Annotated in this window: 18 protein-coding genes and 1 pseudogene; 11 read left to right on the top strand and 8 right to left on the bottom strand. The window is 70.6% G+C overall.

Annotated features, from left to right (window positions below):
- Positions 1 to 597 precede the first annotated feature (597 nt).
- Positions 598 to 2,346, bottom strand: coding sequence for a BCCT family transporter (locus JJV70_RS06025; protein ID WP_219046655.1), 1,749 nt, complete (start codon positions 2,344 to 2,346; stop codon positions 598 to 600).
- 517 nt (positions 2,347 to 2,863) lie between these two features.
- Between JJV70_RS06025 and JJV70_RS06020 the strand changes: the two genes are divergently transcribed.
- The 7 genes and pseudogenes from JJV70_RS06020 to JJV70_RS05990 all read left to right on the top strand — a co-directional run.
- The gene (locus JJV70_RS06020) at positions 2,864 to 3,292 is read left to right on the top strand and encodes a hypothetical protein (RefSeq protein WP_219046654.1); all 429 of its coding nucleotides are present in this window, start codon (positions 2,864 to 2,866) and stop codon (positions 3,290 to 3,292) included.
- A complete protein-coding gene (locus JJV70_RS06015; RefSeq protein ID WP_219046653.1) occupies positions 3,289 to 3,810 on the top strand; it encodes a hypothetical protein in 522 nt (173 codons plus the stop codon). Before JJV70_RS06020 ends, JJV70_RS06015 begins: the two co-directional genes overlap by 4 nt.
- Positions 3,810 to 8,393: a putative T7SS-secreted protein gene (locus JJV70_RS06010; protein ID WP_219046652.1), complete on the top strand. Its 4,584-nt coding sequence runs from the start codon at positions 3,810 to 3,812 to the stop codon at positions 8,391 to 8,393. The genes JJV70_RS06015 and JJV70_RS06010 overlap by 1 nt, the downstream gene beginning before the upstream one ends.
- Positions 8,390 to 8,881, top strand: a complete 492-nt coding sequence (locus JJV70_RS06005; RefSeq protein WP_219046651.1) for a hypothetical protein — start codon at positions 8,390 to 8,392, stop codon at positions 8,879 to 8,881. Before JJV70_RS06010 ends, JJV70_RS06005 begins: the two co-directional genes overlap by 4 nt.
- A gap of 628 nt (positions 8,882 to 9,509) precedes the next feature.
- Positions 9,510 to 9,920, top strand: coding sequence for an Imm50 family immunity protein (locus tag JJV70_RS06000; RefSeq protein WP_219046650.1), 411 nt, complete (start codon positions 9,510 to 9,512; stop codon positions 9,918 to 9,920).
- A gap of 120 nt (positions 9,921 to 10,040) precedes the next feature.
- Positions 10,041 to 10,352: a hypothetical protein gene (locus JJV70_RS05995; protein ID WP_219046649.1), complete on the top strand. Its 312-nt coding sequence runs from the start codon at positions 10,041 to 10,043 to the stop codon at positions 10,350 to 10,352.
- Between the two features lie 402 nt (positions 10,353 to 10,754).
- Positions 10,755 to 12,153, top strand: a pseudogene (locus JJV70_RS05990) (chorismate-binding protein); the annotation flags it as partial.
- A 1-nt stretch (position 12,154) separates the two neighbouring features.
- Here JJV70_RS05990 and JJV70_RS05985 read toward each other — a convergent pair.
- Complete coding sequence (locus JJV70_RS05985) at positions 12,155 to 13,402, bottom strand: RNA-guided endonuclease TnpB family protein (protein ID WP_219046647.1); 1,248 nt, start codon at positions 13,400 to 13,402, stop codon at positions 12,155 to 12,157.
- A gap of 50 nt (positions 13,403 to 13,452) precedes the next feature.
- On the opposite strand from JJV70_RS05985, the gene JJV70_RS05980 reads away from it, so the two are divergent.
- Positions 13,453 to 13,611, top strand: coding sequence for an Arc family DNA-binding protein (locus JJV70_RS05980; RefSeq protein WP_219046646.1), 159 nt, complete (start codon positions 13,453 to 13,455; stop codon positions 13,609 to 13,611).
- Positions 13,612 to 13,694: 83 nt separating this feature from the next.
- Positions 13,695 to 14,219 carry an aminodeoxychorismate/anthranilate synthase component II gene (locus tag JJV70_RS05975; RefSeq protein WP_219046696.1) on the top strand — a complete coding sequence of 175 codons (525 nt, stop codon included), beginning with the start codon at positions 13,695 to 13,697 and terminating at the stop codon, positions 14,217 to 14,219.
- A gap of 157 nt (positions 14,220 to 14,376) precedes the next feature.
- On the opposite strand, the gene JJV70_RS05970 is transcribed toward JJV70_RS05975, so the two are convergent.
- The 4 genes from JJV70_RS05970 to JJV70_RS05955 form a co-directional block, all read right to left on the bottom strand.
- A complete protein-coding gene (locus JJV70_RS05970) occupies positions 14,377 to 15,375 on the bottom strand; it encodes an ATP-dependent 6-phosphofructokinase (protein WP_219046645.1) in 999 nt (332 codons plus the stop codon).
- 52 nt (positions 15,376 to 15,427) lie between these two features.
- On the bottom strand, positions 15,428 to 16,138 hold the full coding sequence (locus JJV70_RS05965; protein ID WP_257573435.1) for a response regulator transcription factor: 711 nt from the start codon (positions 16,136 to 16,138) through the stop codon (positions 15,428 to 15,430).
- Positions 16,131 to 17,345: a MacS family sensor histidine kinase gene (gene macS / locus JJV70_RS05960; RefSeq protein WP_219046687.1), complete on the bottom strand. Its 1,215-nt coding sequence runs from the start codon at positions 17,343 to 17,345 to the stop codon at positions 16,131 to 16,133. The genes JJV70_RS05965 and macS overlap by 8 nt, the downstream gene beginning before the upstream one ends.
- A 251-nt stretch (positions 17,346 to 17,596) precedes the next feature.
- The gene (locus JJV70_RS05955; RefSeq protein ID WP_374227251.1) at positions 17,597 to 18,403 is read right to left on the bottom strand and encodes a lysophospholipid acyltransferase family protein; all 807 of its coding nucleotides are present in this window, start codon (positions 18,401 to 18,403) and stop codon (positions 17,597 to 17,599) included.
- 139 nt (positions 18,404 to 18,542) lie between these two features.
- Between JJV70_RS05955 and JJV70_RS05950 the strand changes: the two genes are divergently transcribed.
- Both JJV70_RS05950 and JJV70_RS05945 read left to right on the top strand, forming a co-directional pair.
- Positions 18,543 to 19,316 carry a carboxylesterase gene (locus tag JJV70_RS05950; protein ID WP_219046644.1) on the top strand — a complete coding sequence of 258 codons (774 nt, stop codon included), beginning with the start codon at positions 18,543 to 18,545 and terminating at the stop codon, positions 19,314 to 19,316.
- Entirely contained in the window at positions 19,303 to 19,983 is a 681-nt protein-coding gene (locus JJV70_RS05945; RefSeq protein ID WP_219046643.1) for a hypothetical protein, read from the top strand. The genes JJV70_RS05950 and JJV70_RS05945 overlap by 14 nt, the downstream gene beginning before the upstream one ends.
- A gap of 158 nt (positions 19,984 to 20,141) precedes the next feature.
- On the opposite strand, the gene JJV70_RS05940 is transcribed toward JJV70_RS05945, so the two are convergent.
- Positions 20,142 to 20,933, bottom strand: a complete 792-nt coding sequence (locus tag JJV70_RS05940) for an endonuclease/exonuclease/phosphatase family protein (RefSeq protein ID WP_219046642.1) — start codon at positions 20,931 to 20,933, stop codon at positions 20,142 to 20,144.
- A gap of 132 nt (positions 20,934 to 21,065) precedes the next feature.
- The gene (locus JJV70_RS05935) at positions 21,066 to 22,007 is read right to left on the bottom strand and encodes an ROK family glucokinase (RefSeq protein WP_219046641.1); all 942 of its coding nucleotides are present in this window, start codon (positions 22,005 to 22,007) and stop codon (positions 21,066 to 21,068) included.
- Positions 22,008 to 22,027 lie beyond the last annotated feature (20 nt).

Raw genomic sequence — 22,027 nt, 5'->3', positions numbered from 1 at the left:
ACACCGATGTCACGAAGGAGGCGAGAGCTCCGGCCGATGCGGGCTGGCACCGCGACACAGCGGGCACAGGCGGCTCGTCCGAGACTCGGACACCCGTCCGCGACGGGCGCCGCGCCAGGTGAGGTCACCGGGCGCGCTCGCAGACAACCACTGTCCGGCTGCCGGGCACCGTGAGCGCCGAAACCGCGCGTCTGCGGCGATCGAGCCCGCAGCCAGCGGCGAACACACTGGTCAGCAGGCATGTCGCCGATGAGGGAGACGCGGACGGGCTCACCCGAAATGAGGACACCCGGCACCCCCGAACGGCCCAGTCACCGCGCCCATGACATCAGGACACCTGGAGCCGTACACCACACCAGCCGTGGCAGGACGGCAGAGGCGTGCCCGCCCGTGGCAGGACCGCGCCGGATGCGGGAACACCGCAGCGCGGGAACACCGCAGCGCAGGCACCGCGAACCGGCGGGACGTCGTGTTGCTGGCCGGGCGCCGTGTTGCTGGCCGGGCGCCGTGCGGCTGGCCGGGCGCGGAGACAGCTGAGCGCCGTCGCGGCGGAGGTGTCCGACGCGGCGGCGCTCAGCGCTAGGCGGTCAGCCCGGGTTACTTCTCCAGTACCGGTGCGGCTGCCTTCTCCTGGCTCGGGCCGGAGCCGTTGTCGCTGGGCGCGGCAGCGCCGTTGTCGCTGGGTTCGGCGGGGCCGATGCGGATCTCGAAGTCGCCGTCGTACATCTCGTGACCGCTGACGACGGCCGACTCGATGACCTCCTCGCCCTTGCGCTCGCGCAGGATCAGCGGATCACGGCGCAGGTCGCGCATGAGCGCGAAGCACAGGCCGACCATGACCAGCGTGAACGGTGCGGCGACCAGGATCGTGAGGTTCTGCAAGCCGGTGAGCGCGTCGCCCTCACCGCCGCCGATGAGCAGCATGATCGCGGCGACGGCACCGGTCAGGACGCCCCAGAACACCACGACGGGCCGGGTGGGCGCGAGCGAGCCGCGCTGGGAGAGGGTGCCCATGACCACGGACGCGGCGTCCGCGCCGGAGACGAAGAAGATGCCGACGAGGATCATCACCAGCAGGCCAGTCACCGCCGCGAGCGGGTACTGGGCAAGCACGTCGAACAGCTGGCCCTCGGTGGTGGCCTCGCCGGAGAGCCGCCCCTGGTCCTGGAGCTGCATCGCCGAGCCGCCGAAGATCGCGAACCAGATCAGGCTGACGGTGCTGGGCACGAGGATGACGCCGCCGACGAACTGGCGGATGGTGCGGCCCCGGCTGATGCGCGCGATGAACATGCCGACGAACGGCGTCCAGGAGATCCACCAGGCCCAGTAGAAGACCGTCCAGCCCGACAGCCAGGCGGCGATGTTGTCACCGCTGGAGGCTTCGGTGCGCCCGGCCAGCTGCGGCAGGTCACCGATGTAGCCGGAGACGGAGGTGGGCAGCAGGTCCAGGATCAGGATCGTCGGCCCGGCGACGAAGACGAACACGGCCAGGATCAGCGCGAGCACCATGTTGATGTTGGACAGCCACTGGATGCCGCGCGCGATGCCGGAGACGGCGGAGACGACGAACGCCACCGTCAGGAACGCGATGATCGCCACCAGGATGCCGGTGCCGACGCTGTCCCGCCAGCCGACCTCGGTGACGCCGCTGCTGATCTGGAGCGCGCCCAGGCCGAGGGAGGCGGCGGAGCCGAAGAGGGTGGCGAAGATCGCGAGTATGTCGATCAGCTTGCCGCCCCAGCCGTTCGCCCGGCGCTCCCCGATCAGCGGGGTGAAGACGGCGCTGATGAGCTGGCGGCGGCCCTTGCGGAAGGTGCTGTAGGCGATGGCCAGGCCCACGACGGCGTAGATCGCCCACGGGTGCAGCGTCCAGTGGAACAGCGTGGTCGTCATCGCCGTTTCCATGGCCTGCGCCGCGTCGGCCGGGTCGGTGCCCGGCGGCGGGTCGGTGAAGTGCGACAGCGGCTCGCTCACGCCGAAGAACATCAGGCCGATGCCCATTCCGGCGCTGAACATCATCGCGATCCACGAGACGGTGCGGAACTCCGGCTCCTCACCCTCCCGGCCGAGCGTGATCTTGCCGTACCGGCTGCCCGCGAGCCACAGGGCGAAGATGACGAAGCCCGAGGCGACGAGGACGAACGCCCAGCCGCCGGTGTGCACGAGGTCACCGAGCAGCGAGCTGGTCAGGTCGCCCAGCCCTTCGGTGTCCCCCGCTCCCCACAGCACGAAGGCGAGCGCCAGGGCCGCGGTGACCCCGAAGATCACCCGGTCCGTGGTGGGCCTGCCGGGTTTGCTGAGCTGATCCGCCGAATCCGGCACTCCGCCGGACGTGACGTCCTTCATCCTCGTCCTTCCCTCGGCCGCGGCCTGTGCCGTCGGCTGCGCTGGCAATCGACAACGACGCTTCTGCGCGCCGCCGGGGTAACCGAGCGTGGCTGCGGCCTGTCCGTCAGGTGATACGTCACGCGCCTGCCCGCAACGCCACGGCCCGTCTCGCTACGTTACGTCGATATGCACCCCGGTCCCCGCCCAGCGCGATAACGATGCGGCCAACCGGCGCCCCTGCCGGACCTGCGTGACACGCCCCCGAGGCCCCGTTTAGCCCGTGTTTAAGCCGATCCGACCCCCCAGTCTCCCGTAACCCACCGTGATGGACCTCACCCTGTTTCTTCCTGCCCAGCTCACCACCCGCCTACTCCTGGTCACCCCGGAACTCACCGGCTGACCGAGGCACGTCACGCTCGGTGACACACCGAGTGGGAGCGCGCCAATCCCAACCCGATCGCTGTTGTGACCGCGCGCGTCAGATCGCTACGGTGTTCGCCGACCAGGGGCGGAAACGGGGAAGTGGGGGCCAGGGGTGCACCTGACGGAACACGTGGCAGCGGTGCGCGCGGGCGGGGGTGATCCCCGGGCCATGCTGGGGGAGTTCCGCCGCACGCCCGTCCTCGCGCCGGTGCTGGACGACGGCTTCATGACGACCGTGTACGGCGGCATCCGCTGGCTCTACGCGTTCAGCGACGAGCCCGCCCTGTCCCGTTTCACGCAGGCGACGGGCTCCGCGCCGCACCAGCCGTGGGAGTACCGGACGGTACTCGGCGCCCGGCTGCTGGACGTCGTCATCCCGGCGCTGGGCGAACCGGCCGGGGTCGCGCTCGACGTGGCCGACGAGCACCACTCCATGCTGTTCCCGCCCGTCAGCGGCATCGTCCCGGACGCCTCAGCGGTGGACGTTCCAGCGGTGGACGCCTCAGCGGTGACCGCCCCGCGCGGGGAGGCGTCCCGGTGAGCGGCGAGTCGAGCGACCTGAGCGTCGATCCCGAGACGGTCGCGGCCCTGACCCGGGGGCTCACGGCGGCCCAGGACGAGCTGCGGGAGATCGGCTCCGCCACGGACGCCTTGCAGGGGGCGGGTTTCGAGAACCTGGCCATGTCCGGGATGGAGGCCGGGGGCGGCGCCCTGGCCGAGGTGTTCGAGGACTTCTGCGAGCGCTGGGAATGGGGCGTGCGCGCCCTCATCCAGGACGCCAACGCCCTCGCCGAACGTCTCAACCTCGCCGCTGGCATGGTCCATGCGGAAGACGAGTATTGGTCCACCACCTGGAAGATCGCCGCGAACGCGATCTCGCCCACCGGCAATCCCCACCTGACGGAGGAGGAGATCGCTCAGCAGGACTACGGCCAGCTTCTCGCCCCGAAGACTCCCGACTACGACATGGACTGGATGCAGGTGGGCGAGGACATCAAGAACACGTGGACCGGCCCGCAGGCCACCGAGGGTCCGGGCACGCCGGAGGGTGACCGCTGATGGGCTTCGGGGACTGGCTCGAAGACCGCGCTGAGGACGTGGGCCAGGGTATTGACGCGGTCGGTGACTGGACGGCCGACAAGTTCGACCGCGTCGGCTGGGATGGCGTCGCCGACTGGACCCGCGAGCAGTCCGACTCGGCCGCGAACTGGCTCGGCGCCGACGTGGACGAGGCTCAGCTCGGCGAGAGCGAGGACGCGAAGAAGCTCATCCACGGCAGCGCCACGAAGCTCCGCTCGACCGCCGGTCATCTGGACGACTTCCAGAAGGCGTTCACCCTGTTCGGCGACGGGCTGAAGGCTCTCGACTCCAGCTCGCTCAAGGGCGAGGCGGCCGACGCGTTCCGGGAGAAGGCCGCGCTGGAACCGAAGAAGTGGTACGAGGCGGCCGACGCGTGCGAGACGGCGGCGACGGCCCTGCGGGACTTCGCCGACACGGTGGCGTGGGCCCAGGACCAGGCCGGGGACGCCATCAAGCAGTACCAGCGCGGCGAGAACGCCACCGAGACGGCGCGCACCGCGTACAACGAGGATGTCGCCGCCTACAACAAGGCCGCCGAGTCCTACAACGCCAGACCGGCTGACGAGCGGGCGCGGTGCGTCGTCCCGACGAAGCCCGGCACGTTCTCCGACCCGGGAGCGGCCGACCGGGAAGCGGCCGAGGAAAAGCTCGCGGAGGCGCGGCGGCAGCGGAACTCCGCGCGCGACGCAGCGGAGAAGGCCGTGGGCGGCGCACGGGACCTGGCGCCGGAGAAGCCCTCGTACGCCACGCAGTTGGCAGCCGGTATCGACGACTTCCAGCTGGAGGCCAGTCACCTCGCCTCGGGGTTCGTCAAGGGCACCGCCGGCATCCTGACCTTCGCTTCCCAGCACAACGTCCTCCACCCCTACAACCTGACGCATCCCGAGGAATTCGTCCTCAACCTCAACTCCACGGCGCACGGGCTGGTGCAGACCGTCCGCGACCCGCTCCCCGCGCTGCAGGGAGCGTGGGAGACGTTTCAGAAGGACCCGGCGGAGGGAACGGGCCGTCTCCTGCCCGAACTCGTCGGCTCCAAGGGCACGCGGCTGGCGGGCAGCGCCGCCAAGCTGCGGCCCGGCGGCTCGCCTCCGTCCGCCCGGCCCCACCTGGACCGGGACGGGGCGCAGCAGCACAGCACGCCGGACTCGCGCAAGTCCTCCGGCGGCACCGACCCCATCGACCTGGCCACCGGGAAGATGTACCTGCCCCAGACGGACGTGCGCCTGCCCGGCAGCCTGCCGCTGGCCTTCGTGCGCCGGGTCGAGTCGGGCTACGGCGCGGGCCGGTGGTTCGGGCCGTCGTGGTCCAGCACCGCCGACCAGCGCCTGGAGATCGACGCGACGGGCGTCGTCTTCGTCACCGAGGACGGCCTGCTCCTGGACTACCCGCACCCGGCGCCCGGGGTGCCCACCCTGGCCTCGCACGGGCCGCGCTGGCCGCTGGAGCGGGAACCGGACGGCGACTACACGGTGACCGACCCCGACACCGGCCACGTGCGCCGCTTCACCGGCCCCGAGGGCGGCGGGGACGGCGTCGCCCCGCTGGAGTCGCTACGCGACCGAGGCGGCCACACCCTCACCTTCGAGTACGACGACGCGGGCACCCCGGCCGCCATCACCCACTCCGGCGGCTACCGGCTGCGCCTGACGACGGAGGGCGGGCGGATCACCGCGCTGCACCTGCTCGGTGCGGGTGGGGAACCCGTGCGCATCGCGGAGTACGGCTACACCGACGGCAACCTCACCTCCGTCACCGGTTCCTCCGGGCTGGCGCTGCGCTTCGCGTACGACGACGAGCGCCGGGTCATCGCCTGGACCGACACCAACGACCGCCGCTACGACTACGTCTACGACCACCGCGACCGCTGCATAGCCGAGGGCGGCACCGAAGGGCACCTGGCCGTCCGCCTGTCCTACGGGCCGCCGGACGAGCGCACCGGCCACCACACGACCACGCTCACCACCTCCGGCGGCCACACCACGCGGCACGTCTTCGACCGCGACGGCCACCCCGTCGCCGTCACCGACCCCCTGGGCCACACCGTGCGCACCGAGCACGACGCGCGCGGCCGGCTCCTCGCCCACACCGACGCGCTCGGCCGCACTACCCGGCTGGAGCGCGACGCCGAGGGCCGCCCCACCAGCGTCACCCTCTCCGACGGCCGCCGCACCGAGGTGGAGTACGGGCCGCTGGGCCGCCCGGTGACCGTCACCGGCCTCGACGGCACCACCTGGCGGTACGGCTACGACGCACGCGGCAACCGCACCGAGGTCACCGACCCGGCAGGCGCGGTGACCCGGTACGCCTACGACGCCGCCGGACACCTCTCAGCCGTCACCGATCCGCTGGGAGCCGTCACCCGGGTGGAGTGCGACGCGGCGGGGCTGCCCGTGCGCGTCACCGATCCGCTCGGCGGCGTCACCTCCTACGGGCGGGACGCCTTCGGCCGGGTAACGGTGGTCGTGGACCCGCTCGGCGCGACCACCCGGCTGACCTGGAACCCGGAAGGCAAGCTGCTCCGGCGCGTCGCGCCCGACGGCACCGAGGAGCAGTGGACCTACGACGGTGAGGGCAACCGCACCTCCCACACCGACCCCGCCGGCGGCGTCACGACGTACGCGTACGGGCACTTCGACGTGCTCACCGCCCGCACCGGCCCGGACGGGGTGCGCTACACCTTCGAACACGACACCGAACTGCGACTGCGCACGGTCACCGGACCGCAGGGCCAGCCCTGGCAGTACACCTACGACGCGGCCGGGCGCCTGACCTCCGAAACCGACTTCGACGGCCGCACCCTGCACTACACCCACGACGCGGCGGGCCGTCTCACCGCACGCACCAACGCCCTCGGCCAGACGATCGGTTTCCAGCACGGCGAGCTGGACGAGATCGTCCGCAAGGACGCGGACGGCGCCGTCACCGACTTCAGCTACGACGCGGCCGGACGGCTGCTGCACGCCACCGGACCGGACAGCGAGCTGCGCTACCACCGCGACCGCTACGGCCGGGTGAAGTCCGAGACCGTGGACGGCCACACCACGTCCTACGCCTACGACGCCCTCAGCCGACGCGTGCGCCGCACCACGCCGATGGGCGCCGTCACCACCTGGCGCTACGACGCGGCCGGACGCCGCACCGGCATGACGGCGGGTGGCCGCACGCTGACGTTCGACCACGACGCGGCAGGCCACGTCACCGCCCGGCACGTGGGCGAGGAGCTGTCCCTCGCCCTGGCCTGGGACCCGGTGGGACGCCTGACGGAACAGTCCCTCACCGCCCAGGACCAGCACACCGTCACCCACCGCGCCTACACCTACCGTGCCGACGGCTACCTCACCGGCGTCCACGACGCCCGCACCGGCGCCCGCAGCTTCGACCTCGACGCCGCCGGACGCGTCACCGCCGTCCACGCGCACGGCTGGACGGAGACGTACGCCTACGACGAGTCCGGCAACCAGGCCCACGCCGCCTGGCCCGCCGAGCACCCCGGAACGGAAGCCACCGGCCCCCGCGCCTACACCGGCACCCGGATCACCCGCGCGGGGGCCGTGCGCTACGAACACGACGCGGCCGGACGCCTCACGCTGCGCCAGAAGACCCGCCTGTCCCGCAAGCCGGACACCTGGCACTACACCTGGGACGCCGAAGACCGCCTCACCGCCGTCACCACCCCCGACGGCACCCGCTGGCGGTACCGCTACGACGTACTGGGCCGCCGCACGGCGAAGCAACGCCTGTCAGCCGACGGCGCGGTGGTCGAAGAGGTGCACTTCACCTGGGACAGCGCCACACTGGTCGAACAGACCACCACCTCACCCGGCCTCCCCCACCCCGTCACCCTCACCTGGGACCACGACGGCCTCCACCCCATCGCCCAGACCGAACGCCTCACCGACGCCACCACCCAGGCCGAGATCGACCGCCGCTTCTTCGCGATCGTCACCGACCTGGTCGGTACCCCCACCGAACTCGTCGACGAAACCGGCCACATCGCCTGGCACACCCGCACCACCCTGTGGGGCACCACCACCTGGAACCGCGACGCCACCACCCACACCCCCCTCCGCTTCCCCGGCCAGTACCACGACCCCGAAACCGGCCTCCACTACAACCTCCACCGCTACTACGACCCCGAAACCGCCCGCTACACCACCCCCGACCCCCTCGGCCTCACCCCCGCCCCCAACCCCACCACCTACGTCCACAACCCCCACACCTGGACCGACCCCCTGGGCCTCTTCGGCTGCCCCGAGGCTGAAACAGGTCAACGAGACGTGGCGAGCCAATCCGGAGAGATTTATCTCGTTGCGGATACCATCGCGGCACACGCTACCCATCGGGGGATTCCGGGCGTCGATGACCTGGATGTGGCACAACACATTGAAGATGTCATGTTGTCAGAGCCAGGGATACGCCTTCGAGATACCCCGACCGGAATTCCACGGTGGGCATGGTGGGATCACGGGACCGGCACAATGATAATTCGCGAAGGAGACCAAGGTACATTCATGCAGCCAAGTGACGGATATGAATACTTCTTGAAACAGGTTAGGGAATGAGTCAACGAATCACGACACCTAGTTCGAACACGCCGAGAACTGATGGAGTTTTCGACTCGCTAACCAAACTAGAGAGAGACCTGATCTCCAAGATCGACAACAGAAGACTAGCCATCGAGAAGGAACAAAAAAGCCCAGAGATTGCAGCTAAGATGACTCACCCTGTTCACTCAGTGGGGAGCATGCTCAGAGAGTGGGAGTTGCTGGTTCGGGCTGTCTCGTCTGGTTGGGCATCCCATCAGGTGACGATCGACGACTATCTTTTTGCCCTGGATGTGCGAGCAAACATCGAGGACAGAGTGGTTGCGACTTCACTGAATATGCCTCCATCAATCGTTCGCCTTGTCCATGAACTCGACCAGCTATTTTTGAGCCACACGACGACAGACCCTGAAAAGGTGGAGCGGATCGACCCATGGCTTCGGCCGGTGAGAGATCGGCTGCCAGACTGGTTGTGGGACCGGGCACCCGTACTCCTCCCGTGGTGAGTAATTTACGACGCTACGTAGCCCCCTTGCTTCACTTCGAGTAACGGCTTAGGGCTACCTGCGGGCTCACTGCCGCCGTATATGTTCGCCCGTTCGATGACACCAGAAATGGCAAGATTCCGGGCTGCGAGGAGTATTATTACTATGACCCTAAACTGGGTTGATCAACTCGTTAATCGAAATGTTCTCGCAGATCTATTCGAGGATACGTCATTGCTCAAGCCTATCTTTGTCCGATCAGTAAATTTGAGCCTAGGTCCAAGTCTGAAAACCAGAGCAGACCTGAATGGGTTTCCAGACAAAGCACGTCCAGAGTGGCTGACAGCAAAATGTGATCGACTCCAGGCCAATATTGAGTTTCTAGCTGTAGGAGATTTGGTAATCGATCATTGGAGAGGTCCAGGCAAGGCACATTTCACATTTACCGAGGAGCCCAAGAGGCGACTTCGGGTGCATATCGAAGGTGAAAAACTCCGGCTACGATTTACGAGTAGTGATTCGCTCAAGGTAAGCCACCTCAGTGCCTTCTCAGAAAGCGACACCGAACCTCAGCCACACTATTACGCTAGTCCTGTGGATCGCATAAGGCTCGGCACTTCTGTACCTGAGCCTACGGAAAGGACCTTCTATGGGTAAGGACGACTGGCGCACGCTCCTCTCATCGGACGGAGGGCTCACGGTCCTCTACGACGAGGCTCCTGAATTGAGCGGCCGGCCCTTGACGACTGTGCACTTCAGCAGTGAAGACGAAGGGGCTTCACTCACCATGGAGTTCGTATTGAATGCTATGCCGGATAATCCACCGGAGGAGTGGGTTCGGTCGGGTGCGAATACTGTTGAATTTTGGCTGCATTTCACACCAGTGCATGAAGTCTCTATGAGTGGATTCGTGATGGGTGATGCATGTCATGTCAGCATGCGTCAAAACGTTGACGCCTCGACCAGTTTTGAAGCAGTGCAACCACAGGCAAAATTCTCGCTACACGCCTCGGAGGTCCGGGTAGCACGGCTGCGGGCGTTTCGCGCTGGGGCCGAGTAGCACATGAGAACAAGGTGCAACTAGGTAAGATTTTTCTCCGCGTCTCACAGATGTGGGTGGCGCGCTTGGCGCGTTCCGCGCTGGAGTCGAATAGTGTCTGAATCGATTGAACCTACGGCCATGGAAGAGGAGATAGACTATCTGTATGAGTACGCTAAGATAGGTCTCCTCTATTTTGTTCCACTATGGGACTCGGCGGAGAGTTTGGCAGGCAAGTCCGCGCCGCTCGTGCGGGTTCGAGAGGTCACACTGGAGCTGATCGGCGCGCTGACCGACCGGGGTGTCAGAGTGGGGCCGCTGAGTCATCGCGAAGACCGCCTCATCGAGCCATGGAACCTTAGCAGGGAGGAAATTCTTCTCCGTGTTGCGGAAGAACTAGAACAAAGAAGTGACCCGCTGGACTGCATCGAAATCTGCGGCTTCACTGCGTGAAATTACCCCCCCACTCGTGAGCTCCTGCCAATGGGCGTTGTGGCTCATAAATGAGGGATCATTTCTTTGCTTCTGCCGGGCTGACACATCCATACAATGGCTGCTCTCATAGAGAGCATCTTTGCCTGAGGGTGGCGGGTGGCCGGGGGCGGTGTGGAGTCGCCCGGGGCGGGAGGAGGGTGTGCGCTGGTGCAGGGGGCGGGTAAGGTGCGGGGTGTGTTCGTGCAGATGCTTGCCAGCTCCTGGTGGTGGACCGCTCCTTCGGCGGCCCACTGACTGCGCGTACCCCGGACATACCACGCGAAGGCCGCCCGAGAGGCGGCCTTCTTGCGTAGGCGCAGCACGCGCGGCGGGCCGCTTCCTCTCCCGGCACTCACCGACGGAAGGAAGACGCCGTGTCCCTTGCCCCCGCCGCCACCCTCCTGGAACGCTTGCTCAGCCCACACGCCCCCGCCCTTCGCCCTGGTGCGCCGACGCACGCCGGGCCGCGACCACGGCGTGGTGGAGGTACTCGTCGGCGAGGTGCGGGACGTCGCGTCGCTGGCGGAGCTGCCGGACGGCGGTCGGCTCGGCGCGCTCGCGCTGGTGCCGTTCCGGCAGCTGAGGGAGCGCGGTTTCGACGTCACCGACGATGGCACCCCGCTGACGGTGCTGGTCCCGGGCGAGCGGCATGAGCTTGCTGTAGCGGAGGTGCTGGCCGCGCTGCCCGCGCATCAGGTGGGCGTCACTGGCGGCGCGTTCGACGTGGACGACGCCGCCTACGAAGGCCTGGTGCGCCGCGTCGTACGGGAGGAGATCGGCGCCGGGGAGGGCGCCAACTTCGTCATCCGCCGTGTCTTCGAGGGCGTGATCGACGGCTACACCCCGCGCGACGGGCTCGCCCTGTTCCGCCGTCTGCTCGCTGGTGAACGCGGTGCGTACTGGACGTTCGTCGTGCACACCGGAGCGCGCACCCTGGTCGGCGCGAGCCCGGAAGTACACGTGCGGATGACCGGCGGCACGGTGGTGATGAACCCGATCAGCGGCACCTACCGCTATCCGCCGCAGGGGCCGAGCACCGAGGGGTTGCTGCGTTTCCTGGACGACGCCAAGGAGTCGGCGGAGCTGTCGATGGTCGTGGACGAGGAGCTGAAGATGATGTGCACCGTCGGCGACCGGGGCGGTGTCGTCGTCGGGCCCCGGCTGAAGGAGATGGCGCACCTCGCGCACACCGAGTACGAGCTGCGCGGACGCACCACGCTGGACGCCCGCGAGGTGCTGCGCGAGACGATGTTCGCGGCGACGGTCACCGGCAGCCCGGTGGAGAACGCCTGCCGGGTGATCCGGCGGCACGAGGCCACCGGACGTGGCTACTACGCGGGCGCGCTGGCGCTGCTCGGGCGGGACGCGGGCGGCGCCCAGTGCCTGGACTCCCCCATCCTCATCCGCACCGCCGACATCGACACCGCGTCCGGGCGGCTTCGCGTCCCGGTCGGCGCGACACTGGTGCGTGACTCCGACCCGGCCGGGGAGGTCGCCGAGACGCACGCCAAGGCGGCCGGGGTGCTCACCGCGCTCGGCGTACGCCCGGGCCGTCCTGCGACGTCGGCCTCGCGCCCGGAGCTGGCCGCCGATCCGCGCGTGCGGGCCGCCCTGGACGCCCGGCGCGCGGGCCTGGCGCCGTTCTGGCTGCGACTGCGCCCGGCGGCCGGTCGCGGCCCGCTGCGCGGTCACGCCCTGGTGGTGGACGCCGAGGACACCTTCACCGCGATGCTCGCGCACGTGCGTGCGCTCCACCGGACTTGAGTTGAATCCTCCCCGCCCTAAAGGACGGGGATTCCTGGCTCACGTTGGCTGGGGACCAGCGGTCCGCCAGCTCTTACACGATCAGCACCAGCCGGGTTGAGACCAGCCCGGACGAGCATCACGCGGGCGGAGTTCTTGTCCCTGGGGGATACGACTCCGCACGCGGTGCAGGTGTAGGTACGTTCCGAAAGAGGCAGTGCGTGCTTGGTTCTCGCTCCGCACTCCGCGCAGTCCATCGTGGTGTGCGCGGGATGCACCAGCCGCACATCCCGCCCATGCTTACGGCCCATCTCCACCAGAGCCGCCTTCGTGGCCCCGATCGCCGCGTCAGCCGCCTTACGCGCCAGAGTGGACTTCGCCAGGAACCTGGGCCGAAAGTCCTCCACCGCGATCGCGTCATGATCCCGGACCACGGACTTGGCCCACTTGCGGCCGGTGTCCTGCCGCTGCCGCGCCACCTTCTTGTGCACCTTCGCAGCCTGCCGCCGCGCCCGGCGGTACCCCTTCGACGCCGCCTGCCCCCGCGCGGGCTTACGGCGGGCCATCATCCGCTGATAGCGAGCCAGACCCCGCGCCGCATTCTTGCCATACTGCGGGTGGGGAAGATCGTGAGCGTCGGAGGTGGTGGTAGCAATCTCCTTCACACCCCAGTCCACCCCCAGCACCCGCCCCGTGGACGGGAGCGGCTGAGATGCGGCGGCCAGGACGAACGAGGCGTACCAGTGCCCCAGACTGTCCTGGTAGACGCGCACACTGCTCGGGTCGGCCGGCAGATCACGGGACCACACCACCGTCAGCACGATGCCGCCCGCGATGTGCAGGCGACCGTCCTTCAGGCGGAATCCGCGCTGGGTGTAGTTCATGGTGGGCAACGCGTCACGCTTGCGCTTGATGCGGGGCATGCCCGCGCGCTGCCGGAGGGGCAGCTTCGCCTTGATGTCCTTGAGTGCCCTGGCGCGGGACTTGGCGAAGTCGCGGATGATCTGCTGCTGCGGCACCGACGCGCCTTCACGCAGCCACGACATGGCGGTGCGGGCCTCGGTCAGCATCTTGTCGAGCTGCGCCGGGCCGCACGTCACCTTGTCGTCCGGGGTGTCGCGGTTCGCGGTGTGGACCTTGCGGGACATGGCCACGCACTCGTTCCACACCCAGCGGCAGCGCGCCCACTCGGCGAGGAGGCCGGTGCGGGCGGTGGACGACACGCGAAGCCGATAGGTGTACCGGGCGTGCCCGACATCCTCCGGAACCTTCTTTCGCGTCGTCACGACACCACTCTACCACTGGCCGACCACTCAAAATCCACTACTCTGGGGTCATGGATGAAGAGAAGCGCATCACGCTCCGCCTGCCCGCCCACCTGCACGAATGGCTTGTCGCTCAGGCCAAGTCCGCCCGCAGGTCCCTCAACTCCGAGATCGTCTACCGGCTGGAGGTCGAGCGCGACGCCGCCGGGGCGGACACCGAATCGCCCTGACGGCGATTCGGCTTTCCCTGCCCTGCTCCGCAGGAGTCCGATTCCTCCCCGGCCTGAAGGCCGGGGCATCCTCGGAGGTTCCCGTGACCGTCCGCCGGTACGACGCGCCGGGCCTGCGCCGGGTCGTGCGCGCACACCCCGGACCGGTGGTACTCGGTCCCGGTCCCGGCGATCCGCGCGACGCGCACGATCCCAGGCTGCGCGGCCTGCGCGCGCTGACCGCCGAGCTGCTGCGCGGCCACCGGCACGGCCTGCTGGGCGTGTGCCTGGGAAACGAACTCCTGGCGGCCGAGCTCGGGTTGCCGCTGGTGCGCAAGGACCAGCCGTTTCAGGGCGCCCAGGAGCGCATCGACCTGTTCGGTGAGGCACACACGGTCGGCTTCTACAACTCCTTCACCGCCCGTTGCGACGCCGCCACCGCCGACCGGCTGGCACGGTCCGGCGTGGACCTCGCCCGCGACCCGGCCAGCGGCGATGTCCACGCGCTGCGCGCGCCGGGGGCGGCGGGTGTCCAGTTCCACCCGGAGTCGGTGCTGACCCTGGAGGGCACCCGCGTTCTGGCCAACCTGCTGGCAGCCATCCAGACGCCGGGCGACCGGGCTCGGTAGCCCCCGCGCGGCCGGGAGCGAGCCGCGGTTCCGGCGTCACCCGCCGGGCCGCCCGTCCGGCGGGTGGAGGTGAACGCCACGGTGTGGTACGGCCGTTCGGGGGCGGGGCGGGGCAGGGCGCGGTGGGGTGCCGGGATGCGGCGCCCCACCGCTCGGCTCAGCCGAAGAAGATCTCGTTCTCGGCGTAGCGGGAGGGATCGACCGTCTTGGTGGTGGCGAGGGCGGTGGACAGGGGGACGCGGGTGATGTCGGTGCCGTGCAGGGCGACCAGCTGGCCCCACGCCCCGGCGTGTACCGCGTCGATGGCGTGCAGGCCGAAGCGGGTGGCCAGCCAGCGGTCGAACGGGGTGGGGGTGCCGCCGCGCTGGATGTGGCCGAGTACGGTGGCGCGGGCCTCGTGACCGGTGCGGCGTTCGATCTCGTGGCCCAGCCACTCCCCGATGCCGGACAGGCCGCCCAGCCGCACCGGATAGCCGGCGGGGCGGGCGTTGTCGGCGACGACGACGATCGGGGCGTAACTGGCCCCGAACCGGGACTGCACCCAGCCGCAGACCCGGTCCAGGTCGAAGGGGCGCTCGGGGATCAGCACGCCGTTCGCGCCGCCGGCGAGCCCGGCGTGCACCGCGATCCAGCCGCTGTTGCGGCCCATCACCTCCACCACGAGCACCCGTTTGTGGGACTCGGCGGTGGTGTGCAGCCGGTCGATGGTCTCGGTCGCGACGGTGACGGCGGTGTCGAAGCCGACGGTGTAGTCGGTGCCCGCGATGTCGTTGTCGATGGTCTTGGGCACGCCCACACAGGGAATGCCGTGCTCCTCGGTCAGGGAGGCGGCGGCGGTGAGGGTGTGGATACCGCCGATGACGATGAGCGCGTCCAGGCGGTGCGCTTCGAGGGTGGCGCGGACGCGGGCCGGACCGTCGGCACCGGCCAGCGGATCGGTACGGGAGGAGCCGAGCACGGTGCCGCCGCGCGGCAGGGTGCCGCGTACCTGGGGGATGCCCAGCGCGATGGTGTCGTTCTCCAGCACGCCGCGCCAGCCGTCGCGGAAGCCGGTGAAGGTGTCGCCGTACTCCTGTACGCCCTTGCGGACGATCGCGCGGATGACCGCGTTGAGGCCGGGGCAGTCGCTGCCGCCGGTCAGCACTCCGACCCGCATGGTGTCGCCTCCTGAAGCTCACGTCGTGCGTAGACGTTACGTCACCGTGTGGTCACCCTTCGTCCAGACCAGCCTCGATCGCGTACCGCACCAGCTCGACGCGGTTGTGCAACTGGAGCTTGCCCAGGGTGTTCTGCACGTGGTTCTGCACCGTGCGGTGGCTGATCACCAGCCGCTCGGCGATCTGCTTGTACGACAGCCCCTTGGCGACCAGCCGCAGCACCTCTGTCTCCCGCTCGGTCAGCGCCGGGGCATTGGAGCCGCCCGCCTCGCGCGAGGTGCCCGCCGCCCCGGCTTCCCCGGCCAGCCGCCGGTATTCGCCCAGGACGAGCCCGGCCAGACCGGGGGTGAACACCGGGTCACCGGCGGCTGTGCGGCGCACCGCCTCGATCAGTTCCCCGGGCCCGGCCGACTTCATCAGGTACCCGGTCGCCCCGGACTTGACGGCCTCCAGCACGTCCGCGTGCTCACCGCTGGCCGAGAGCACCAGCACCCGCAGCGAGGAGCCCTCGCACACCAGGCGCTTGCAGACCTCGACCCCGGGCAGCCCGGGGAGGTTGAGGTCGAGTACGAGGACGTCGGGACGGGCGGCCTCGGCGCGGCGCACGGCCTGCGGCCCGTCCCCGGCGGTGGCCACCACCTCGAACCCGGCCGCCGCCAGGTCGCGCGCCACCGCGTCCCGCCACATCGGATGGTCATCGACGACCATCACCGTGACGCGCGGCTCCACGGCGGGGTGGGGGCTGTCAGCGATCTCAGTCATGTTTCGGCACCTTCAGCTCAACCTCCGTACCCTGGCCGGTCGTCGAGACGATGTCCGCGCTGCCGCCGATCTCGCGCAGCCGCCCCCGGATCGACAGTGACACGCCCAGGCGCCCTTCCGCCTCGGCCGCCGCCAGCCGTCCCGCCGGGATGCCGGGGCCGTCGTCGCGCACCGTCACCACGACGGCGTCGGGCTCGTCCTCCAGCAGAATCCAGGCGTGCGCCGCTTCCCCGGCGTGCCGCCACACGTTGTCCAGTGCCGCGCCCACCGCCTGCGCGACGTTGCGGGCGGCGGCGGGCGGCAGCAGCACCGGCGCGCCCGGGTCGGCGATGGTGACCCGGCGGCCCGCGTGCGGGGCGATCAGGGGGCGCAGGTCGGTGGGCTCGGCGCCGTCCGGGGGCGGGAGCGGGTACGGGGTCTGGATGCCTCCGGGGCCGCCGCCGGGGTCGCGGACGCCGGAACCGGGGACGCCAGGGCGGGGCGTGCCCAGGCCAGGGGCGCCGGAGCCACGGACGTCGATGCCGCTGGAGACCAGCGCGCGCAGCGCCACCTCCTGCTCCCCCGCCATCCGGCCCAGCTCCGCGGCCTCACCGCCCAGCGCGGAACCGCGCCGCTGCACCATGGCCAGCACCTGGAGCACGCTGTCGTGGATGTCGCGCGCCAGCCGCTCGCGCTCCCGGGTGGCCGCCTCGATGCGCAGCGCCTCGGCGAGCGCGCGCTCGGAGGAGCGGGCCACCTCCACGACGTAGCCGATGCCGATGCTGGCCACGGTCACGAGCAGGATGTTGTGGATCGTGTCCCCGCCCAGCGCGCCGCGTTCGACGATGTTGGCCGCGCCGATGATCAGCGACGCGCCCGCCGCCCACCGCCAGCCGCCCTTGATGGCGAACGCCAGCACCGCTCCGGCCACCCAGACCGAGGGCAGCGTCGGCCCGACGAGGGCCCGGGTGTCGGCGAGCGGGGTGATGAGTATCCCGGTGAGCGCGAGCACCAGGTCGGCGGCGAGGAAGCGCGGGGTGCAGCGCGCGGCTGAGGAGACCTTCGGCAGCGTGGCCAGCGTCCACACCGACAGCACGGTCAGGAAGGCCACGCCGATCAGGTCGCGGGTGTAGGCGTCGATGTTGTAGCTGAACACGGCGACGGCGTAGGCGGCGGTCAGCACGCGGTACCCGGCCAGCGCGCGCCACAACGGCTGTTCGACGGACATCCGCGTCACCCTGAGCCGCCCCGCGAACCGCGCCAGCGGCACCCGGCGCGGCGCCCGCGCACCGGTGCGCACCGCACCGCCGCCGCCAGCAGGCGCGTCCGCGGCGCTGGCCGCCTCGCCGGGTTCGGCCGCGTCAGCGCGGTCCGGCGCGTCGGCGTGGTGGGCCGGGTGGCAGGGTTGGCCCGCGCCGCTGGGGCGGGTCGCGTCGTGTGTGCCGGTCATCGTCACTCCCCCCGGAGGAAACCCCGCGCTCAGGCGGCCTGGTCGTCGTCTTGCTCCTTCGCGGCGGCTTTGGCCGCGTCCTTCGCGGCGTTCTTCGCGGCGTCCTTCTCCGCTTTCTCCGCCGCCTTCTCGGCCGCCCTCGCGGCCTTCTCCGCCTCCGCGATCCGCCGCTTGGCCGCGGTGGCGTACATGTCCACGTACTCCTGGCCCGAGAGCTTCATGATCTCGTACATGACCTCGTCGGTCAGCGAGCGCTGGATGAAGCGGTCGCCGTCCATGCCCTCGTAGCGGCTGAAGTCCAGCGGGCGGCCGATCCGGATGCCGGGGCGCATCAGCTTGGGCACCACCTTGCCCGGCGGCTGGATCTTCTCGGTGTCGATCATCGCCACCGGGATGACCGGCACGCCGGTGGCCAGCACGATGCGCGCCAGCCCGCCGGGCTTGCCCCGGTACAGGCGCCCGTCGGGCGAGCGGGTGCCCTCGGGGTAGATACCGAACAGGCCGCCTTCCTCCAGCACCTTGATGCCGCTGTTGATCGCGGCCTCGGCGGCGCCGCGTGCCCCGGAGCGGTCCACCGGCAGCTGGCCGACGCCCTTGAAGAACGCCGCCGTCAGCCTGCCCTTGACCCCCGGGGTGGTGAAGTACTCCGCCTTGGCGACGAAGGTGACCTTGCGGTCGAGGACGGCGGGCAGGAAGAAGGAATCGGAGAAGGACAGGTGGTTGCTCGCCAGGATCGCCGGACCCGACGCGGGAACATGCTCGGCCCCCTCCACCCACGGGCGGAAGGCGAGTTTGAGCGACCCGCCGATCGAGACCTTCATCGCGCCGTACAGCACCCCTGAACCTCCTGTGTCTGACGTTGCGCACCCTATCCCGACCCACCGTCTGGCCCGGCGGGCCTACCGGGCTACCCGGCCTCGCCGCACGCGCGTAGGGTGACAGGACCCGCCTCCCCGTGCCGAACGGAGATCCCACGTGCAGCTGCTTCCCGGGTGCGAGCCGATGCGGCACGACGGCTCAGCCGAGATCGGCGTCCTGGTCAGCCACGGCTTCACCGGCTCGCCGCAGTCCGTGAAACCGTGGGGTCAGTATCTGGCGGACCAGGGGCTGAGCGTGAGCGTGCCGCTGCTGCCCGGGCACGGCACCCGCTGGGAGGACCTGGCCGTCACCGGCTGGCAGGACTGGTACGCGACGCTCGACCGGGAGCTGCACGCACTGCGCCAGCGCTGCCGCCACGTGTTCGTGGCCGGGATGTCGATGGGCGGGGCGCTCGCGCTGCGCCTGGCGGCCAAGCACGGGGACGCGGTCAGCGGTATCGCCGTCGTCAACCCGGCGATGACGTTCCCGCGCCTGTCCGGGTACGCGCTGCCTGTGGTGCGCCACCTGGTCCGCACCACGAAGGGCATCACCAGCGACATCCGCAAGGAGGGCCCCGAGGAGCTCGGCTACACCCGGGTGCCGCTGCACGCCGCGCACTCGCTGCGGGAGCTGCTGAAGCTGACCCGGGGTGAGCTGCCCCAGGTGACCCAGCCGCTGCTGGTCCTGCACAGCCGCGTGGACCACGTGGTGCCGCCCAGCGACACGGCGGTGATCCTCAGCGCCGTCTCCTCCACCGAGGTGACGGAGACCGTTTTGGAGGACAGCTACCACGTGGCCACACTGGACCACGACGCGGAGAGGATCTTCGCCGACTCCTACGCGTTCATCACCCGGCTGGCAGCGAGGAAGGCGGCACGTGACGGGGCGTGAGCAGGGCCAGGGCGAGGGCAGGGAGCCCCTGGACGAGGAAGCCGCCTGGGCGCAGATCGTGGCGGGCTACGGCGCCGAGCCGCCGGACCCGCCGGGTGTGTGGGCGAAGCCGGAGTCCCGCACGGGCCGGGACGGGGACGAGCCGCGCGAGCCGGGCCGGGAGGACGCCGCGGAGGGCCGCGAGGGGCACGGGACCGGCGAAGCCCGCGAGCCGCAGCCGGAGCCGGGGCGGCACGAGGACGGGCGCGAGGAGCGGGACGGAGCGGCCCCAGGCGGGCGCGAGGAGCGGGAGGGGTCGGCCCCCGGCGGGCGCGAGGGCGCGGGCGCCGCCGACGACGCTCCGGTACGCAGCTTCACCGTCTACTCGCCCGGGGCGGGCCCGCGCGACTGGAAGGCGGCCGAACCCTCCGCCGACGAGGACCACTTCATTCCGCCCGAGCCGCCGCCGCTGCCCCGGCCGGACACCACCACCAAGTTCGCCTGGCTGGCCGTGCTGGGCGGTCCGGCGCTGCTGCTGGCCGCCGTGCTGCTCCAGTGGGACTTCACCTGGTGGATCTCCGTGCTCGGCGTCGGCGGCTTCCTGGGCGGCTTCGCCACGCTGGTGACCCGGCTGCGGGACGGCGACGAGGACGACTGGGACGATCCGGGGCGCGGCGCCGTGGTCTGAGCCCGCGCGCGGTGCTGCCGTACCCACCCGGGCGGCGTCCACTAGTCTCGGTCGTGGGGCCGGACGAGGGGGACGGCCCGCTCAGGTGACTTGGGGGACACACATGCTGAGCCTGCTGTTCGTCTTCAGTGCCGTGGCACTGCTGACCGGGGTGTTCGTCAACTATCTGCTGCGGCGCGAGGCCGCGCGTCGGCCCGCGCGGCCGGTACGCGCAGCGCGGCGAGCACCGGGAGATGGTCGCTGGCGGCCCGCAGCGCGGCATCGCTGATCCCGGGCAGGCCGCTGGGCACGCCGCAGCCCAGCACCTCGACGCCGTGACTGAGCACCGCGTCGATGCGCTGGTAGGGGTCGCGGGCGGGCGAGGTGTGCTCGCCGCCCCACGGGCGCAGCGCCCAGCCGTCGTCCAGCCGCGCCGTCAGCCGCCTAAAGGCGCGGCCGTTGGGACGCTCGTTGAGGTCACCGGCGGCGACGGCCGGGAGCGGCTCGGTGGCCGCGAGCCGGTCGAGCAGCAGCCCGGCCTGAGCGTACCGCTCCTCGCGCTGGAGGCTGAGGTGGCAGCTGACGACGCTCAGCCGCGCGTGCTGGCCGAAGCGCAGCACGGCGGTGGCGAAACCGCGCTGGTGCAGGCCCGGTGTGCGCGGCAGCAGCACATCCTCGGTGTGCTCGACGGTGGCCCGCAGCGCGGCCAGGATCATCGGCCCGCAGGCGGTGGCGCCGCCGGTGACGTAGGTCAGCCCGGTGGCGCGGGCGAGGCGGGCGACGGCCTTGCGCCAGCGGAAGAAGCGCGGCGCCTCCTGCACGCAGACGACATCGGGGGCGCTGGCCCGGATCACCCGGGCCAGCGCCCCCGCGTCGTCCCGCATCGAGCGGACGTTGTAGCTGAGCAGGCGGATCACGGCGGAGCCGTCGGCGCGGGTGGCGGACGCGGGCAGGTCCCGGGGCCTGGTCATACCCTCACCGTACGGCGTGCGCCGTGCGGAGCGCGGGCGGCTCAGCGCCGCGCATCCCCCGTCATCGCCTGTGGTCCGTCAGCCCTGGCTTGCCCGCCCGGCTCGTCAGCCCCGTCGGACCCGCCCGGCCGGTCAGCCCTGGCGGGCCAGGTCGGCGACGCCCACCAGCCCGGCCTTGCCGCCGAGTCGTGCCGCCAGCACCTGGGCGTGCGGGCGCCACTGGGCCCCGACCAGCCAGCGCCGGTAGGACTTGCGGATGGGCTCCAGCACCAGGTCCCCCTCGTCGGAGACGCCGCCGCCGACGATGAACGCCGCCGGGTCGAACAGCGAGGCGAGGTCGGCGAGCCCGGCACCGGCCCAACGGGCCAGCTCCCGGAAGGAGTCGATGGCCACCGGACAGCCCTCGCGGGCCGCCTGGCTGACGTGCTTGCCCTGGACGCCGCCGGGCGTGCCGTCGCCCAGGCCCAGCAGCGTGCCCGCGTTCTCCGGGGTGGCCGCCGCGCGCTGCCGGGCGTAGCGGACGAGTGCGCTGCCGGAGGCGTACTGCTCCCAGCAGCCCTGGTTACCGCAGCCGCACAGCAGCCCGTCGGGCACCATGCGGATGTGGCCGAACTCGGCGGCGACGCCGTACCGGCCGCGCACCAGCTTGCCGCCGATGATGACGCCGCCGCCCAGCCCCGTGCCCAGGGTGATGCAGACGACGTCCTCGTGGCCCTGGCCCGCGCCGAACCGGTACTCGCCCCAGGCCGCCGCGTTGGCGTCGTTCTCGATCACGACGGGCACCCCGACGCGCTGCTCCACCTTGTCCTTCAGCGGCTCGTGGCGCCAGCTCAGGTTGGGCGTGAACAGGACGGTGGCCCGCTTGTCGTCCACGTAGCCGGGCGCGCCGATGCCGACGGCCTCCACCTGGTGGTGGGCGCTGGCCTCCCGCACCGCGTCAGCGATGGCGTCGATGACGCCCTCGGCCGTCTGCGGGGTCGGCACCCGGCTGGTCTCCAGGATGTTGCCGTCCTCGTCAACCACCCCGGCCGCGACCTTGGTACCGCCGATGTCGACGCCAATGGTGAGTCCCATAAGTCCCTCAGTTATCCGGT

The organism is Streptomyces sp. JJ66 (assembly GCF_019303495.1).
Lineage (GTDB): Bacteria > Actinomycetota > Actinomycetes > Streptomycetales > Streptomycetaceae > Streptomyces.
Note: the sequence above shows the minus strand (reverse complement) of the source record. Positions and strands in the feature narration are given on the sequence as shown.

Coding starts and splice junctions, on each gene's coding strand:
- JJV70_RS05935 (WP_219046641.1), bottom strand. CDS start 22,007: ATGGGACTCACCATTGGCGTCGACATCGGCGGTACCAAGGTCGCGGCC.
- JJV70_RS05965 (WP_257573435.1), bottom strand. CDS start 16,138: ATGACTGAGATCGCTGACAGCCCCCACCCCGCCGTGGAGCCGCGCGTC.
- JJV70_RS06005 (WP_219046651.1), top strand. CDS start 8,390: ATGAGTCAACGAATCACGACACCTAGTTCGAACACGCCGAGAACTGAT.
- macS (WP_219046687.1), bottom strand. CDS start 17,345: ATGTCCGTCGAACAGCCGTTGTGGCGCGCGCTGGCCGGGTACCGCGTG.
- JJV70_RS06010 (WP_219046652.1), top strand. CDS start 3,810: ATGGGCTTCGGGGACTGGCTCGAAGACCGCGCTGAGGACGTGGGCCAG.
- JJV70_RS06025 (WP_219046655.1), bottom strand. CDS start 2,346: ATGAAGGACGTCACGTCCGGCGGAGTGCCGGATTCGGCGGATCAGCTC.
- JJV70_RS05970 (WP_219046645.1), bottom strand. CDS start 15,375: ATGCGGGTCGGAGTGCTGACCGGCGGCAGCGACTGCCCCGGCCTCAAC.
- JJV70_RS05995 (WP_219046649.1), top strand. CDS start 10,041: ATGGAAGAGGAGATAGACTATCTGTATGAGTACGCTAAGATAGGTCTC.
- JJV70_RS05940 (WP_219046642.1), bottom strand. CDS start 20,933: ATGACCAGGCCCCGGGACCTGCCCGCGTCCGCCACCCGCGCCGACGGC.
- JJV70_RS05980 (WP_219046646.1), top strand. CDS start 13,453: ATGGATGAAGAGAAGCGCATCACGCTCCGCCTGCCCGCCCACCTGCAC.
- JJV70_RS06000 (WP_219046650.1), top strand. CDS start 9,510: ATGGGTAAGGACGACTGGCGCACGCTCCTCTCATCGGACGGAGGGCTC.